14 protein-coding genes are annotated in these 17071 nt (G+C 67.7%); 5 read left to right on the top strand and 9 right to left on the bottom strand.

The genetic code is table 11. The features are described 5' to 3' along the window. Positions 1 to 70 precede the first annotated feature (70 nt). Positions 71 to 1570 carry a DUF222 domain-containing protein gene (locus Q9R19_RS14335; RefSeq protein WP_311257081.1) on the bottom strand — a complete coding sequence of 500 codons (1500 nt, stop codon included), beginning with the start codon at positions 1568 to 1570 and terminating at the stop codon, positions 71 to 73. A gap of 153 nt (positions 1571 to 1723) precedes the next feature. Continuing rightward, a complete protein-coding gene (locus Q9R19_RS14330; RefSeq protein ID WP_311257080.1) occupies positions 1724 to 2251 on the bottom strand; it encodes a hypothetical protein in 528 nt (175 codons plus the stop codon). A gap of 444 nt (positions 2252 to 2695) precedes the next feature. Here Q9R19_RS14330 and Q9R19_RS14325 point away from each other — a divergent pair, with 444 nt between their 5' ends. From Q9R19_RS14325 to Q9R19_RS14315, 3 genes are all read left to right on the top strand, one after another. After that, positions 2696 to 3001, top strand: coding sequence for a helix-turn-helix transcriptional regulator (locus tag Q9R19_RS14325; RefSeq protein WP_311257079.1), 306 nt, complete (start codon positions 2696 to 2698; stop codon positions 2999 to 3001). 340 nt (positions 3002 to 3341) lie between these two features. After that, positions 3342 to 4763, top strand: a complete 1422-nt coding sequence (locus Q9R19_RS14320) for a dicarboxylate/amino acid:cation symporter (protein ID WP_396653498.1) — start codon at positions 3342 to 3344, stop codon at positions 4761 to 4763. Between the two features lie 281 nt (positions 4764 to 5044). After that, a complete protein-coding gene (locus tag Q9R19_RS14315) occupies positions 5045 to 6061 on the top strand; it encodes a LacI family DNA-binding transcriptional regulator (protein WP_311257078.1) in 1017 nt (338 codons plus the stop codon). Here Q9R19_RS14315 and Q9R19_RS14310 read toward each other — a convergent pair. From Q9R19_RS14310 to Q9R19_RS14295, 4 genes are read right to left on the bottom strand one after another with little or no spacing between them, the layout of a single operon-like run. After that, positions 6058 to 6858 (bottom strand): alpha/beta hydrolase-fold protein, encoded by an 801-nt coding sequence (locus Q9R19_RS14310; protein WP_311257077.1) that lies wholly within the window; start codon positions 6856 to 6858, stop codon positions 6058 to 6060. The two genes, Q9R19_RS14315 and Q9R19_RS14310, sit on opposite strands and share 4 nt — an antisense overlap. A gap of 25 nt (positions 6859 to 6883) precedes the next feature. Next, positions 6884 to 7738, bottom strand: coding sequence for a carbohydrate ABC transporter permease (locus Q9R19_RS14305; RefSeq protein ID WP_311257076.1), 855 nt, complete (start codon positions 7736 to 7738; stop codon positions 6884 to 6886). Then, positions 7725 to 8696: a sugar ABC transporter permease gene (locus Q9R19_RS14300; protein ID WP_311257075.1), complete on the bottom strand. Its 972-nt coding sequence runs from the start codon at positions 8694 to 8696 to the stop codon at positions 7725 to 7727. Before Q9R19_RS14300 ends, Q9R19_RS14305 begins: the two co-directional genes overlap by 14 nt. Positions 8697 to 8714: 18 nt before the next feature. Then, positions 8715 to 10010, bottom strand: a complete 1296-nt coding sequence (locus tag Q9R19_RS14295; RefSeq protein WP_311257074.1) for a sugar ABC transporter substrate-binding protein — start codon at positions 10008 to 10010, stop codon at positions 8715 to 8717. Positions 10011 to 10207: 197 nt separating this feature from the next. On the opposite strand from Q9R19_RS14295, the gene Q9R19_RS14290 reads away from it, so the two are divergent. Together Q9R19_RS14290 and Q9R19_RS14285 are read left to right on the top strand one after the other, a co-directional pair. Further along, complete coding sequence (locus Q9R19_RS14290; RefSeq protein ID WP_311257073.1) at positions 10208 to 11602, top strand: FAD-dependent oxidoreductase; 1395 nt, start codon at positions 10208 to 10210, stop codon at positions 11600 to 11602. A gap of 37 nt (positions 11603 to 11639) precedes the next feature. Beyond that, a complete protein-coding gene (locus Q9R19_RS14285) occupies positions 11640 to 13064 on the top strand; it encodes a mannitol dehydrogenase family protein (RefSeq protein ID WP_311257072.1) in 1425 nt (474 codons plus the stop codon). A gap of 56 nt (positions 13065 to 13120) precedes the next feature. Here the strand turns inward: Q9R19_RS14285 and Q9R19_RS14280 are convergent, their stop codons facing one another. The 3 genes from Q9R19_RS14280 to Q9R19_RS14270 form a co-directional block, all read right to left on the bottom strand. Beyond that, positions 13121 to 14836, bottom strand: a complete 1716-nt coding sequence (locus tag Q9R19_RS14280; RefSeq protein ID WP_311257071.1) for a cation:proton antiporter — start codon at positions 14834 to 14836, stop codon at positions 13121 to 13123. An 83-nt stretch (positions 14837 to 14919) separates the two neighbouring features. Continuing rightward, positions 14920 to 16182, bottom strand: coding sequence for an ABC transporter permease subunit (locus Q9R19_RS14275; protein WP_311257070.1), 1263 nt, complete (start codon positions 16180 to 16182; stop codon positions 14920 to 14922). Then, a complete protein-coding gene (locus Q9R19_RS14270; RefSeq protein ID WP_311257069.1) occupies positions 16179 to 16997 on the bottom strand; it encodes an ATP-binding cassette domain-containing protein in 819 nt (272 codons plus the stop codon). Before Q9R19_RS14270 ends, Q9R19_RS14275 begins: the two co-directional genes overlap by 4 nt. Positions 16998 to 17071 lie beyond the last annotated feature (74 nt).

The raw sequence follows: 17071 nt of genomic DNA, 5'->3' as shown, positions 1-17071 counted from the left end.
CGCACGCAGACCGCCACCCGCAGCAGTTCCTCCGCCAGGTGATCTTCTCTGCATCTCGGCAACCAGCGGTCTACGCTACCGGCCGGAACCGTTTCGGTGGCGGGTCGATGTCACCGAATGCGTAGGCGAGCGCGGCCCGGTCGCGCAGGGCAGACTTCTCCCCCGAGGGGTGGTGGAGGCCGAAGTCTCCGTCTCCGTCGCGGCTGATCCGCCAGCCGCCGTGATGCAGCTCCATATGGTGGAAGCGGCACAGCAGAATGCCACGGTCGACATCCGTTCGACCCTGATCACGCTGCCATTCATCAATGTGATGCGCCTCGCAGTAGGAGGGTGGTCGATCGCAGCCCCTCCAGCGGCATCCGCCGTCTCGGATCGCGAGCGCGATGCGCTGCCTGGGCGTGAAGAGCCGCTGCTCCCGGCCGACGTCTAGCGGCTTGCCGCACGAATCGACCGTCACCGGCACGAACCCGCTGTCGCAGAGGTGCTGGTCTGCGACGGCTCCCGGGACCGAGATCAGATGGTCCTCGCTGTGCGCGACCGGGGCACGGTCTCCGGCGGCATCCACCGTCTGGACGAGTCGCACCCCGGCCTGCCGCGTGCCGAACACGCTCTCGGCGTCGGCGAGGGCTCCTGCCCGCAGGACGTCCATGACCAGGTCGTAGGCGAGCTGGTCGTTGGTGCGTGGGTCACCGGCGAGTGATTCGGCCTGCTGCTTCTCTTCGGAGTCCACGAACCGCGGACCGCCTCGGCGTGGCCGCAGCGCGGCAGCAAGCATCGTCTCCAGGAACAGATCCCCTTCGTCGTCGAGCACGATGCTCGCGCGCTTCTGTCCGTCCTGCCCACGGTAGGTGCGGAATGAGCGCTTCTCGAACCGCTCCAGGAATCGCGTCTCCGCACCTTCCGGGTCGAGCAGGTCACGAATCGTGCGCGCCTGCTGCCACAGTTCTTCGACAGTGCGTTCGGAGGCCTCGTCGATCAGGTGCTCCGCCGCGCGTGCCCAGGCGCTTCGCACCTCTGCCTCCGCCTGCGCGCGGGCCGCAGCATCCATGGCATCCACGTCGATCTCGGGCGGTTCTCCCAACCCGCGCCGGATCGCGTCGAACTGCGCCGAAGTGAGGCGGCCGTCACGCAGCGCATCCCGAAGCGGCTGGAACCAGGGAACAGGGGCGGGACGCTCGTCGCGAGACTGCTCGTTCTCGGCCTCGTCATCGGACGGACCCGAGTCGGAGTCGTCGAACAGCGCTTCTCCCACCCGTACCTTGCGACTCGCATCCGCTTTGGTCGACGCCGTGACGTCCTGGACGAGAGCGGCTGCGGAGCGATGACCGCGCGAAGCCGACAGGCCCAAATGCCCCTGCTCGCGCTTGGACCGGAGTGCGATCACTCCAGCCGCCGCGACCTGTATCTGCTCGACCTGTCTAGCCAGGCCAGCGGTCTCCTCAAGCACGCGCACGACGTCGTCATCCGTCATCAGCATCATCGACGCCTGCGCAAGGTCTACGTCATCGGCGCCGCGGAGCTGCCCACGCAGGGTGGGGATCAGCGCCGCGATGTCGGTGAAAGTTGCCATACTTCATCATCGGACTGGCCACCGACATTCGGAGAGATGAGCGAGCGACTCCGGGGACAGCCCGGTCACAGGATGATAACGAAGTGGCGGACGATTCAGACGAGCTGGCGGCGACACCCGTGCTGGCAGCGGGCCGGAGGCCATGCTCGATGACTAGAAGACTGCGTCCGGTGGCGCGCCGAACGTGAGGTCCGGCAGGTCGTCGCCGAATTCTACTTCCTGGTAGACCTTGGAGATGGCCACGAGCACCGCGAGCTCGTCGGCTGGATCGCGGGCCACCTCGGGACCGGTTGGCGTCACGGACAATGTGCCGCCGGTACGGTCGTCCAGGAAGTGCCGGATGCGGGCGACGGCTGCGGCGTCACCGGCCAGGTCCGCCGCCCAGCCGACGAAGCCCTCGGCTGTCTCGGCGTACCACGTGGGCAGCTCAGTCATGGCCTGGACGCGGTCGCGCTCCTCCAAGCTGCCCAGGAGGCGCACATCGCCATCGGCGCGCGAGACCCACAGGGGTCCGTTGCCGACCGGCCGGAGGTCGGGGAACTCGGCATCGCCGTAGCCGAACACGACGGCCCCGGCGTCGGCCCACGCCTCGGGAAGGATGCTTTCGCCAGGGCGATGAGCGGCGAGGTAGGCGTCGGCCAGCGCCTTGCACTGGTCGACGGTCAGACGGTCAGTGCTCACTGGGCAGCGCCTCGCTCCAGGACCTCCTCCAGTGAGGGGCGCGCGGCGGCGTCGTCGGTACGGATGATGAGATCGACAGTGCGGCCCATACCGTGGTCTCCTTTGCGTCGGTGGCGATGTCGTCATTCAGGATCGTGACTACACGTTGAATACTGGCAGAGGCGGGGGACACCAGCAGACCCGGCGAGAGGGGACGGGCGGTGCCGGCTCCCAACGTCCAAGCAAGAGGTCGTCTCCCGGGAGATCGCCAGCACGTCGTACGTCCCGCCACGGGATGCATCTCGTGACGACGAAACGGGGAAGTCGTCGGACAAGCTCAGCCGCCAGCCACCAGGAGCGCGTTTCAGCGCGTCCCTGGGAGACCGATCGTCGACGATTCCCATCGAGGCGATCATGCGGGCCTGACTCCTTCAGGAAGGCGACTTGTCACGCCATCGGCTTGACGTGAGTCTCGATGAAGTCGATGTCCTGGGGGCTGAGATCGTACTTCGCGTAGAGCTGCCGGTCGATATCGGCGAGCTGCTCGCAGATGAGCGGAAGAGGCGCGGACTCACGCAGGACGACCTCGCACACCTGACGCGCATCGAGTCGTCGAACATCCGCGGCTACGAGAACGGGCGCGCGCTGATGGGCATCCCGACGCTCATCCGCATCGCCGATGCGCTCAAGGTCGCCCCGAGCGAGCTGCTCGACGGCGTCACCGTGGAGATGTTCCCGACGTCGGCATCGGACGGGTGGCGCCGGGGCTGAGGCGGGGGCGGGGCGGGTCGTTTCGGCTCGCTGGCGATCGCTCAACGCATTTCGTCTCGCTTCGCCCGCTCAATGACCGGGGGCGTGGACGGGACGCGCGGTGACCGAGGGGCGTTTCGGCTCGCTAGCGCTCGCTCAACGCATTTCGTCTCGCTTCGCTCGCTCAATGACCGGGGGCGGGTGAGCGAGGGGCGACGCTTCGACAGGTTCAGCGCCCCGGGGGCGGGGCGGGGGTCTGTGACGTCACGCAGTGTCACAACGGGGGCGGAATGCGACGGCGGGTCCTAGCGTTGGGGATCGACGGCGCGCAGGTTGCACGCCGAGAGCACATGGAGATCCCGTGACAACCACCGCACGCGCGCAGAAGGCGCCAGACACCCGAGGCCCGGTCCGCAGGCTGCTGACCTCTTTCGGGTTCCAGATCATCGCCGCCCTCATCCTCGGCATCGGGGCTGGCCTCCTCGCCGTGGCAGGAGGTGCGAACGGTGACAACAAGACACCCCTGTTCGCGACGCTCGACACGATCGGAAGCGCCTACGTCACCCTGCTGAAGGCCGCGGTCGTCCCCCTGATCTTCACCGCGATCGTCGCGAGCATCTCCAACCTGCGGCGTGTGCAGAACGCGGCGCGCCTGGCCGGACAGACGCTGCTGTGGTTCGCGATCACGGCGTTCATCGCCGTGTCGATCGGCATCGTCCTGGGCCTGGTCATCCAGCCCGGCGCCAAGGCCGGCGATGGCCTGCAGACCGGCGAGCCGCACACGGTCGGCACGTGGTGGAACTTCCTGATCGGCCTGATCCCGCAGAACTTCCTCGGCCTGACCGTGTCGAGCTCGTTCGACGCGGATGCCCAGATCGTCAGCTCGGGTGTCAGCTTCAACATCCTGCAGGTGATCGTCGTCGCCACCGTCATCGGCATCGCAGCCCTCAAGGCCGGCAAGAAGGCCGAGCCGTTCCTGGTCTTCACCGAGTCGCTGCTGAAGGTGATCCAGCGCGTGCTGTGGTGGATCATCCGCATCGCCCCGCTCGGTACCTTCGGTCTGATCGGCGCCGCCGTCGTCAAGTACGGCTGGGACAAGCTCACCTCGCTCGCCTGGTTCGCCGGCGCGATCTACGTCGGGCTGGCCCTGGTCGTCTTCGTCGTCTACCCGATCCTCGTCAAGACGCACGGCCTCTCGATCAAGCAGTACTTCTCGGGCGTCTGGCCCGCCGTGCAGCTGGGCTTCGTGAGCCGCTCGTCGATCGGCACCCTGCCGCTGACCGAGCGCGTCGCCGAGCGCAACCTCGGTGTGCCCCGCAGCTACGCCTCGTTCGCCGTGCCGCTGGGTGCCACCACCAAGATGGACGGCTGCGCCGCCATCTACCCGGCCATCGCCGCGATCTTCGTCGCCCAGTTCTTCGGCGTGGAGCTGAGCGTGGTGCAGTACCTGCTGATCGTGATCGTGTCGGTCTTCGGCTCGGCCGCGACCGCCGGCACCACCGGCGCCACCGTGATGCTGACCCTCACGCTCTCGACCCTGGGCCTGCCGCTGGAGGGCGTCGGCCTGCTGCTGGCGATCGACCCGATCCTCGACATGGGCCGCACCGCGGTCAACGTCGCCGGTCAGGCGCTGGTCCCGACCATCGTCGCCAAGCGCGAGGGCATCATCGACCTCGACCTCTACAACGCCCCGCGCAACGGCCTGCCGTTCGCAGAGGACGTCGACGACGACGCGGATGCCGCCGAGCCGACCGCCGGCAAGGAGCCCGTCACCGCGAGCTGACCACCCGCATCACGAAGAGCGCCCGGCCCTCACGAGGGGTCGGGCGCTCCGGCGTTCTCCCGGTCGAGCTCGCGTCGGCGCGCGTGACTGGCGAGAGCCGCAACGATATAACGTGATACTCCGGCGCACCCCAAGCTGGATGCACACCGACTCCGTACCAACCGAGTCTCGCGTCTTTCCTGGAGGCGATCCACACCTCTTCGCACGCTCGAATGTGGGAAGATGGCTGTAAATCAAATTACTTGAGCCCTTCACTCGATGACGCTGGCGAGGAGACGCACGTGACGAAGAGTGCGCGCCTATCGGAGGTCGCGAAGCTCGCGGGAGTGTCTCCCGGGCTCGTGTCGCGCCTGATCAACGACGACCCGAGGCTCAAGATCCGCGACGAGACCCGCAAGCGGGTCGAGTCGGCGATCGAGATGCTGCAGTACACGCCGCACGCTTCGGCACGCGCCCTGCGCAGTTCGCAGACCGGCCTGCTCGGCTTCGCGCTCTACCACGTCACCGACCCGATCTACGCACAGATGGTCGAGAACGCAGAAGCGGCCGCGACCGCGGCGGGGTACTCACTCGTGCTCCTGAACGCGTCCGAGCTCGCTGCGAACCCGGATGCCCTGCGGCGCCTCGCTCAGGGCAGGAGAGTCGACGGCCTGCTCATCCAGGGCGGCTACGCGCAGGCCCACTCCTCGCTTCAGGTCGCCAACACGATGCCGACCGTGCTGTTCAACGCCGACCCGCTCCCCGGTTTCCGCACGGTGCGGCTCGACGATGCCGGAGCCGCAGCCCTCGCAACGCGCCATCTGATCGAACTCGGGCACTCTCGCATTGCCTTCGTGGGCGCTGAGGGCTCGTCGTCCGAGCGTCGCTACCAGGGCTACCTCACGGCGATGGTCGAAGCCGGCCTGTCATCGCATCCTCCGATCGACGGCGGGTGGGAGGCCGACACCGCACGAGCGGTAACCGAGCGGCACTTCGGCAACAGGGCAGCCGTCACCGGCCTCGTCGTGGTCTCGACCACCAGCGCGCTCGGCGTGCACGCCGGGCTCATCGCGGCCGGGCTGCGTGTCGGCCACGACGTGTCGCTGGTCAGCATCCACGACACCTGGTTCGCGCCCCACCTGAGTCCTGCGCTCACCGTCGCAGCCATGCCGCTGGGCGACCTCGGCCGGGTGGCCGTCGAGATGCTGCTCGAGCAGATCCGCGACCGGGGCGAGGGCGAGGTCATCCTCGACTCCCCCGCGACGCGGATCGTCCACCGCGCCTCGAGCGCGCGACCGGCTGACGAGGACCCGCGCTAAGAGTCCGAGCCCCCGCGCTGCGTGATGCGGGCGAGCGCACCGACAGCCTCGGGCAGCCACCCCGAATCCCAGCGATGGGCTCGGTACCGCGAATTGTCGTACACGTGCGGGATGCCGAGTTCATTCAGCAGCTCGTGCGCCTCTGACAGATGATCGTGGCTCCACTCCGGGGCATCCCTGCCGAAGTTGCCGTATCCGAACAGTCCGATTCGAGGTGCGTCTCCGAGCTCGGTGCCGCGCGTGCGCAGCAGGTGGGGAATGGCGAAATCCTCGAAATGCTCGGGATTCGGCCAGAAGTACGGCATCTCCCATTGGTCGGGGCGCGTCTTCATCACGGGTGAGTCGAACGCGGCAGCCGCGGCGAACAGCTCCGGATGCCGCAGCAGGATCTGCAGTGCGGCCGATCCGCCCTTGCTGTAGCCGGCCAGCAGGCGCGGCAGCGACGGATAGCGGCTGTCGATGAACGGCACGACCTCATCGACGAAGTACATCAGCTGCTGGAACATCGCCTGGTCAGGGAGGTCGGTCATCCACGGCCAGTCCGAGTAGGTCGGCGCGACGAACACCAGCCCGTGCCTGTTGTGCAGGTCGTGCCGCAGAGCCTCGTCCAGCCCGTCTCCCGAGCGGTGGCTGAGCTCGGGCGTCGAGGGCAGCAGGTACACGACCCTGGGTCGCTCCACGCCGCCGAGGTCATCTGGCTCGAGCACCCGGATGACGGTCTCCAGCTGCTGCCGAGTAGACGTCACTGAGTACTGCAGATAGTTGAGCCGAAGCGGACCCGAGAAGGTGGCGGGCATGGGGTTCCTTTCCGCGCGTCGCCGTCTATGACTTGAGCCCGCCGGCGGTGAGGCCGGAGACGACGTGCTTCTGTGCCAGCAGGAAGATGATCAGCACCGGCAGCACCGACAGCGTGGTCGCCGCCATCTGCACGTTCCATCGCGGCCCCGCCAGCGGATCCTCGAACAGGGTGAGCGCCACGGGAACGGTCAGCATCGCCTGCGAGCGCAGGTAGACGAGCGGCTCGAGGAACTGGTTCCAGCTGAACCACGCCGTGAAGACGACCGCCGACGCGATCGACGGACGCACAAGCGGAAGGAAGATCTGCAGCATGGTGCGGATGCGGCTGGAGCCGTCGATGGTGGCCGCCTCCTCGAACTCCGCGGGGAGCGTGAGGAAAGCCTGGCGCATGATGAACATCGCGACCGGCCCCGTGGACAGCACGGAGGTGAAGATCACCAGCGGGTAGAACGTGTCGACCCAGCCGATGTCGGCTGCAGCGCGGAACAGCGGGATGATCACCGCCTCCGGCGGGATGAAGACACCGCTCAGCAGGATCAGGAAGAAGATCGCGGCGCCCGCCGGCCGGACTCGGGCGAGCGCGTACCCGGCGGGAACCGCCAACAGCAGCGTGAGGGCGCAGATCAGCACCATCAGCAGCGCCGAGTTGAGGATCTGCCGACCGAACGGCTGCAGCGAGAACACCTGCGCATAGTTCTCCCACCGGAAGACCTCGGGGAAGATCTTCGGCGGGTACTGCAGGATCTCGCCGATCGACTTGAACGATCCGCTGACCATCCACAGCACCGGACCGATGAACAGCAGCGCGATGACGCTGAGCAGCAGATACATCGGGATGCGGCGCACGGCCCGCGAACGCAGCACGTCACTCCGACTCATGGAACACCATCCTCTTGCGGAACTGCCAGATGATGCCGATCAGGGCGATCACGAGCACGAACAGGAACACCGAGAGCGCCGACGCGTATCCGATGTCGTTGAGACGGAAGGCCTGTCGGTAGATCTCAAAGGCGAGCACGGATGTCTGCACCCCCGGCCCGCCGTTGGTGAGCAGCAGCACGAGCTCAAAGACCTTGAACGACCCGCTCACCATCAGCATGAAGACCATGATGATCGCCGACGAGATCTGCGGCAGGACCACGTGGCGGAAGCGGGTCCAGCGGCCTGCCCCGTCGACGTGAGCCGCGTCGAGCAGCTCCTGCGGCACAGCCTGCAGCGCCGCGAGGAAGATCATCATGTTGATGCCGACGTTCTTCGTGAGCTGGATGACGGCAAAGACCGCCAGAGTCAGCCACTCGCCGCGAAGCCATGGGAGGGGACCTGCCCCGACGAGGCCGACGATGCCATCCAGCAGACCGCCGGGCTGGAGGATGAAGCCCCAGACCAGAGTCCAGGCGACGGTCGTGACGAGCGCCGGGACGAAGATCGCGGCGCGGAAGAAATTGATCCCCGCCAGCTTCTGGTTCAGCAGCAGCGCGAGAGCGAGCGCCAGCACCGTGCCGCCGACGCTCAGCACCACCACGAAGAAGAACGTGTTCGACAGCACGACCCCCATGGCGGGATCGCCGAAGATGCGGGTGTAGTTGTCGATGCCGACGAAGTCACTGGTCCCGGCCAGGACATTCACGCGCGTCAGGCTGAGCTGCACCACACCGCCGATCGCGACGATCCCGACCACGAGCATGCCGAGCGTCTGCGGCGCGAGCAGTGCATAGCCGAACAGGTTGCGACCGGCTTGGAGCGAGTTGCGCCTGCTGCTGGGTGCGTATCTGCCGCGCTTCGGCGCCCGGATCTCACCGGGCGCCGAAGCGGCAGCACGCTGCTGCGTTGTCTTCATATGGCGTGCTGCTCCGCGTCAGGGAAGGAGCGGTGCGACGTTCTTGCAGACGCTCGTGAGCGCCTGCTTCACATCGGCTCCGGGCTGGTAGAAGTACTCGTCGAGTGAAGAGTTCAGCGCGTCGGTGACGGCCGCGTTGCTCTCGGTGACGGGGAACACCTTGCCGTTCTCCTTGATGCCGTCGATGATCGGAACCACGGCCTCCGGCGTGAGGACATCGGAGTTCTGCGTGAGAACCTCAGGGGTGAGCACGCTCTCGCGGATCGGGGGGAAGAATCCGGAGTACTTCGCCATCGCGTCCTTCGAACCGAGGAAGGCGACGAGCTCGGCGGCTTCCTTCGTGTGGTTCCCGGCGGCGAACGCGACGATCGATGCCTGTCCGGTCGCGACGACGTCGCCGGCGGGACCTGCGGGTGTCGGGGCGATGCCCCAGTCGAAGGTCACATCGCCGAGGTTCGCCGCGGAGCCGAGGAACGCCGAGGTCGCAGCGACGCCGCCGCCCCAGAAGTCGACCTGCTGACCGGGCACCGGCATCGAGCCGTCGTCGAAGGTCATGCCGTGGAAGACCGAGAGCGCATCGACGGCCTCGGGCGCATCGATGGTGCACTCCGTCGCCTCGTCGTTCCACGGAGAGGCGCCGTAGGCGTTGAGGTAGGGCAGCAGACGCGTCCAGTTCTTGAAATCGAAGTCGTTGAGCGCGTAGCCCGGGATGCCAAGAGCATCCTTGAGGTCCTTGGACGTCTGCCGGAAGGAGTCCCAGGTCCAATCGCCATCGGCCATGAGCTGGCCCGGATCCTTGACCCCGGCCTGCTTGTAGAGGTCCTTGTTGTAGTACATGATCAGCGGACCGGTCGAGAACGGGATGCCGTAGACGGCGTCGTCGACCTCCCACCGCTCGAGAAGCGACGGGATGAAGTCATCGAAGTCGAAGCCATCCGTCGCCTCGATCGTGTCGCGCAGGTCGATGAGCGCACCGGCCTTGATGTACTCGGCGCTGCTCTCGACGGGGAGCCAGCTGACGTCAGGGGCGTCGCCGGCCGAGATCTGCGTCGTGACGAGCGTGTCGAGCTCGGCGAGGTTGAAGCTCTCGATCTTCACGCTCTTGACGCGGGGGTTCTGCTCCGCGAACTCGGCCCCGAGCGTCTCGAAGGCCGAGACATGATCGGGGTTCGCAGACCAGATGGTCATCCGCAGCGCGACGTCATCCGCGTCTGATGATGTGTCGGCGTCCGGAGTTGCCGCACTGCAGGCGACCACCAGGCTTGCGGCCGCGAATGCTGTGACGGCGAGCGGTACTCGGGTGCTGGAACGCATTTCTATCCTCCTTGATGCATGCGGGCCGCAGGATGCCCAGGTGCCCATTGCCGCGAGTATAACGAACTACTTGTGAGCGGTCAATGATCGAGATCGCACCGAGATACAGCGGTGCACAACTCGAATGCGCGCTGGCCTTCACGTAAGTAAATCAATATACTTGCGCCACCACCCTCACGGATCGTTGGAGGCCGAATATGGCAAGAGAGAAGAGCGCGGCGCAGGTGACGGAGCCGTCGAGAGCGACTCCCGTCGTCGGCGACTTCGATGTCATCGTCGCCGGCGGGGGGCCGGCCGGAGTCATCGCCGCCATCGCCGCATCTCGCGGCGGTGCCCGCACTCTGCTGATCGAGCGCTACGGCTTCGTCGGCGGCATGTCGACGAGCGCCCTGGTCACGCCGATCAGCGAGTTCCGCGTTGCTGGCCAGCAGCACATCGGCGGCATCCCTCTCGAGCTCATGCAGCGTGCCGCCGAGCTCGGCGGCGCCGAGATCGAGCGCGACAGCGGCAACTGGCCCATCAACGACGAGATCATGAAGCTCGCCGCTCAGCGGATGCTGCTCGAGAGCGGGGTCACGCTGCTCTTCCACAGCTGGTTCTCGGACGTCGTGGCCGAAGACGGGCGAGTCAGCCACATCATCGTGCAGAACAAGGCCGGCCGAGTGGCCTACGCATGTCGCACCGTCATCGACTGCACCGGAGACGCCGACGTCGTCCGTGCCGCCGGCCTCCCGACCACCAAGGGCGACGTGCTGCAGCCGGCGACGCTGTGGTTCCAGCTGGGTGGCGTCGACACAGATGCCCTCACGTACGTCTTCGGGGATGCCGTGGATGGCATCCTGCCCGTCTCCGAATCCATCCGCACACGTCTTGCGGAACTCCACGCCGCCGGCGAGGTGCCGCTGTTCGGCGGCCCCTGGATCAACCGCTTCTTCCGCGATGGCATGGTGAGCATCAACGTGCTGCGTGAGCCCACCGATGCGAGCGACCCGGAGTGGTTCACCCGCACAGAGACCAGCCTGCGCGAGAAGATGCACGCGCTCATAGAGATCCTGCGGCGCGAGTTCCCTGAGTTCCGGGACGCCTGGCTGGCGAAGTCCGGTATCCAGACCGGCGTGCGCGAGACGCACCACATCGTGGGGCTGTATGAGCTCACGCAGGACGACGTGCTGCACCCCAAGGCGTTCCCCGACACGATCGCGAAGGGCGCTCACACCATCGACATCCATCAGACCGACAGCATCGACCAGAACGAGTTCGTTCTGCTGCGCCGTCCGTACAACGTGCCTTTCCGATGCCTCGTGCCGCGGGGCAGCGTGAACGTCGTCACCGCCGGACGGTGCCTGAGCGCAGACGGTCCCGGATTCGGCTCGGTGCGGGTCATGGCGACGTGCATGGCGATGGGACAGGGCGCAGGTACCGCAGCGGCGCTCGCCCTCGCGCATGACGTCGCCATTCCCGACGTCGACGTCGCGCAACTGCGCGCCGCACTCATCGAACAGGGCGCCATCGTCGATTTCGACAACGTCGATCCCGATGATCATGATGACAACATCGACCGCCACGTCGACGCGTTCGCCGTCGATCGCTGAAGGGACGAGAACCGTGGAACGACTGAGCAGAGCATCAGTGACAGACCTCCCCGCCGAGATCTCGCGACCGTCGGCCCATGACGGTGTCCGCGTCGGCATCGTGCACTTCGGCGTGGGCAACTTCCATCGCGCGCACCAGGCGATGTACATCGAGCGCCTGCTCCGTGCCGGGGGCTCCGGCGACTGGGGCATCTGCGGCATCGGCCTGCTCGAGCGCGACGCCCGCATGCGAGACGCGCTGAACGAGCAGGACGGGCTCTACACGCTCACCCTGCGCCACCCGGACGGCACCGACGAGATCGACGTGATCGGGTCGATCCGCCGATTCCTGCACGCTCCGGACGACCCCGACGCGGTGCTCGCGCAACTCGTCGAACCCGATGTGCGCATCGTCTCGCTGACCATCACTGAGGGCGGCTACGTCGATGATCCCTCTGAGGGCAAGCGCGCTGCGGACGACCCACGCGTCGCGCAGGAGACCTCCACCGGGCTGTCGCATCCGCTCACCGCATTCGGCTGGATCGTCGCCGCGCTTCGCGAGCGCCGGCGCCGGGGCATCCCCGCGTTCACCGTGCTGTCGTGTGACAACGTGCCCGAGAACGGGACGGTCGCCCGGCGCAGCGTCGAGGCTGTCGCACGTCTGGTCGACGGGGACCTCGCCGACTGGATCGGGGGAAACGTCGCCTTCCCGTCCACCATGGTCGATCGCATCACCCCGGTCACCGTGGATGCGGACATCGACCGCATCCACGAGCGCCTCGGCGTCCACGACGCCTGGCCGGTCGCCTCAGAGTCATTCGAGCAGTGGGTGATCGAAGACGACTTCCCGGCCGGTCGTCCGGACTACGCGGCTGCCGGCGCGACCGTGGTCGCCGATGTGCATGCCTACGAAGCGATCAAGATCCGGCTCCTCAATGGCGGGCATCAGGCGATCGCGTACGTCGGGCAGCTCGCCGGGCATGTCTACGTGCACGACGCGCTGAACGACACCCGACTCGCCGCTTTCGTGCGCGACTACATGGAGCGCGACGCGGCGCCCACCCTCACCGCGCCAGAAGGGTTCGATCTGCCCGGATACATCGACGAGCTCTTCCGACGCTTCACCAATCCCGCCATCGCCGACACCCTGGCCCGGCTGAGCACCGACGCCTCCAACCGGATGCCGAAGTTCGTCGTCCCGACGCTCATCGACCGCATCGCCACCGGTTCGATTCCGCGTGCCGGAGCACAACTCGTCGCCAGCTGGCGCGAGTACGCCAGACAGGCCTCGCTGGGCCGCTTCGCGCTCGACGATGAGTCGGCGGATGCGCTGATGAGGGCGGCCTGCGACACCCCCGAGACCTTCCTCACCGCCGTGCCGTCGCTGCGCGTGCTGAGCGCTTCAGCCGAGTTCGTCGAAGCCTACGTGTCCGCTGCGCGGTCGCTCGAGGACGGTGGGCCTGACGCCCTGCTCGGCGACTGAGTGACGCGTCGAGCCGCATCACCTCTTCACCGAGGTAGGCCTCAGAACCTCGACTCTCACGCCCGGGACTGCGGGCGCGTCGCCGCGCGCGTGTCGAGCGCCAGCTCCTCGGCATCCATCGCGGCGATCAGCTCGTGCATGACCTCCTCGCTCAGGTTGCCCGCGTCGCGCTCCTCCAGCAGCAGCTGCCGGCGCACCGACAGCCACCCCTTCGACATCGTCACGAACTGCTCGTACGTGGGCCGCGGGCTCAGGTCGATCTGCGCGGTCTCGGCATCCGACTCCACCCGGATCAGCCGCTTCGCGAACCCGTCGAACGCTCCCAGCGACCCGGCGCCGTACTTCTCCTCCCACACCCGCCTCATGTCGCGCAGGTAGGCCTTGCCCGCCTCGCGGCTGCGCTCGCGCACCGCGGCCAGCTGACGGGCATCCTCCTGCGCCTCACGGTCGTCGACCACCTTCAGCGCGCGGATCAGCCACGGCAGGGTGAGCCCCTGCAGCAGCAGCGTTCCCACCGTCACCACGAACGCGACAACGACCAGCGCGTGCGAGGCCTGATCGTCCATGCCCGCCAGGTCTGCCGCGGCCAGCGCGGTCGCCAGGGTCACCACGCCGCGCATCCCGGCCCACGAGATCACGGCGTTGTCGCGCCACGACAGCATCGTCTCGCTGAGCCGCTGTCGCAGCTGCTCCTCGGTGAGCGGATGTCGGCTTCCGCGCCCCACGGCCACGGGCGGCCTCGCACCGCGCTCCTTCATCTGCTCCCACTTGCGCAGCCGCATCCGGCTCCACCACTGCCCCCACGCGTTGGCGGGGTAGACGAACAGCGGCCGCACCAGCAGCACGACCAGCAGCACCACCGCCGCCAGCCCGATCACCGGCCCCATCTCGCCGTCGTTCAGATCGGCGATCACGCGCGGCAGCTGCAGGCCGATGTACGCGAACACGAACGACTCGAGCAGGAAGTCCGCGCTCAGCCACAGCGGTGCCTCCTGCTGCCGCGTCGTGTAGCTCGTGCGCGGCGCGTTGAAGCCGACGTACAGTCCCATCGCCACCACCGCGATCACGCCCGAGCCGTGCAGCTGCTCGGCGATCGCGTAGGCGCCGAAGGGCGCGAGCAGGCCCACCGTGCCGTTGATCACCGGGTCGTCGCTGCGCATGCGCAGCAGGTGCGTGAGCAGCCCGAACACCAGACCCACCAGCACGCCGACGATGACCGCCAGCAGGAACTGCCCGACGGTCGCCCAGATGTTGAAGGCCGCAGGTCCTGCGATGACCGCCGCGGCGAAGACCCGGTACAGCGTCAGCGAGGTGGCGTCGTTGATCAGGCTCTCGCCCGAGAGCACGGTCATGATGCGCCTGGGCAGCCCGAGCTTGCGGCCGATGGCCGCCGCGGACACGGCATCCGGCGGCGCGACGATCGCGCCCAGCAGCAGCGCCCCGAACAGCCCCAGCTCGGGAAGCAGCCACCACGCCACCAGGCCGACCACCACCGTGGTCACCAGCACCAGCCCGATCCCGAGCCGGCGGATCTGCGGTATCGCACGCGAGAAGCTCACGAACGACACGTCCAGCGCGGCCGAGTACAGCAGCGGCGGCAGCACGATGTTCAGCAGCACATGCCCGTCGATCGAGGGATTCGGCACGAAGGGCAGGAACGCGGCCGCGAGCGCGACGACGGTCACCAGCAGCGGCGCCGGCCATCCCTTCCATCGGGCGACCGCCGCAACGGCGACCGCGGCCACGATGACGAAGAAGATGCTCGCGTCCATGGGAAAAGGCTACTGCCCGCATACGAGTGCGGCCGGCGACCGACCCCGAGGCCGGCCCGCCGGCCGCATCCATCCGCCCTCCGTCAGGCTTGGCCGTGCTGCGCCCGCGACCTGCGCGAGAGCGAGTCGATGATCACGGCGAGGAGCAGCACGGCTCCGGTGACCATGAACCGCACCGACGAATCCAGGCTCAGCAGCGTGAGGCCGTTGTCGATGGACTGGATGACGAAGATTCCCAGCAGTGCCGACCAGGCCGATCCACGTCCGCCGAACAGGCTGGTGCCGCCGATCACCGCGGCCGCGATCGCGACCAGGTTGGTGGTGCCGCCGCCGGTCGAGATGCTCGCGGCCGTCAGTCGCGCCGCCAGCATCAGTCCGCCGAGCGTCGCCAGCACGGTGCCGACCATCAGCGCCGAGATGTAGATGGCCTTCACGTTGATGCCGGCGCGACGCGCGGCCTCCTCGTTGCCGCCGACCGCGTAGATCCAGCGCCCCCAGCGGGTGCGGGTCAGCATCGTCGCCATGACGGCGACCAGGATGATGAACAGCAGGAACGAGACCGCGACGCCGCGGTTGGTCGCCAGCCACGTGATCGCCGCGAACGCGACGACGGCGATGGCGACCGCCTTGATGACGATCAGCGAGGTCGGCCCGTTGGACAGTCCGGACTTCGCCCGGCGGCGCGCCTTGGTGACGTCGTTGAAGACGATCGCCAGCACGACCACTCCGGCGATCGTGTACGCCAGCCACGGCGGCAGGAACCAGGTGGTCGCGAACTGCACGATCCAGGAGTTGTACGGCAGGTTGATGGTGCCGGTCGGGCCCAGCACCCACAGCTGCAGACCGAGGAAGCCCATCAGCCCTGCCAGGGTGACCACGAACGTCGGCACGCCGAAGCGGGTGAACAGGAAGCCGTACAGGAACCCGATCGCCGCGCCGACCACCAGCGCGAAGACGATCGACAGCCAGATGGGCCAGTGCCAGCTGATGAACGCCACACCGAGGATCGCCGAGGACAGCCCGGCGAGCGATCCGATCGACAGGTCGATCTGGGCGACCAGCAGCACCACCACGACGCCGAGCGCGATCACGCCGAGCGCCGCGCACTGCAGGGTCAGGTCGACGAGGTTCGTCGCCGACAGGAACCGGGGGTTGAGGATCTGGAACACGATCCAGATGACGACGAGCCCCAGGAAGACCGGCAGAGACCCGAGGTCGCCGGTGCGCACCCGGATGCCGAAGCCGCTGAGCACGCCGCGCAGGCCCTCGCCGCGCATCACCCGCTCGTCCTGCAGGTCGGTGGCCCTCGTCGTGGGCGCGGAGTTGTCCTTCGTCTGGTCGCTCATTCTGCGCCCTTCTCGCTCGGCTGCGCGGCACCGCGGCTGCTGACGGGGTTGTCGGTGGCGCCGGTGATCGCGGCGACGATGTCCTCGTAGCTGACATCGGCGGTGCGGAACACGCCGTTGTTGCGGCCGAGCCGGAGCACCACGACGCGGTCGGCGACGGCCTGCACGTCGGCCATGTTGTGGCTGATCAGGATGACGCCGAGCCCGCGCTCACGCAGGCGCTCGATGAGGTTGAGCACCTCGGCGGTCTGCGCGACGCCGAGCGCCGCGGTCGGCTCGTCGAGGATCACGATGCGCGGCTCGCCGATCAGCGACCGCGCGATCGCGACCGTCTGGCGCTGGCCGCCCGAGAGGGAGGCGACGGCGATGCGCACCGACGGGATCTTCGCCGAGAGCTGGCGCAGCAGCGACCAGGCCTGCTCCTCCATGAGCTCCTCGTCGACCAGGAGCCCACCGCGCTCGCGGCCGAGGAACAGGTTGGCGACGACATCGAGATTGTCGCAGAGCGCCAGATCCTGGAAGACCGTGGCGATGCCCAGCTCCCGCGACTCGGTCGGCGACGGGATCGAGACCTGCGCGCCGTTGAACGTGATGATGCCGCTGTCGGCGGGATGCACGCCGGCGAGGATCTTCACCAGCGTCGACTTTCCGGCGCCGTTGTCGCCGACGAGGGCGACGACCTCTCCCGCATAGACGTCGAGGTCGATGTCGGTCAGCGCCCTGACGGCGCCGAAGCCCTTCGAGATGCCTCGGATCGACAGCACGGGCTCGCGCACCGCATCAGGCTGCTCGTCGAGGTCGGATGCTAAAGCCACTGCGGCTCCTTCGCTGTGTGGTCGCGGTGGCGGCGGGGCGCCCGCCCCCCGGGGGTGATCACATGTGACCCTGC

The sequence above is a fragment of the Microbacterium sp. ARD32 genome, from assembly GCF_031844385.1.
GTDB lineage: Bacteria > Actinomycetota > Actinomycetes > Actinomycetales > Microbacteriaceae > Microbacterium.
The sequence above is the reverse complement of the archived record's forward strand: the minus strand, read 5'-3'. Positions and strand labels throughout refer to the sequence as shown.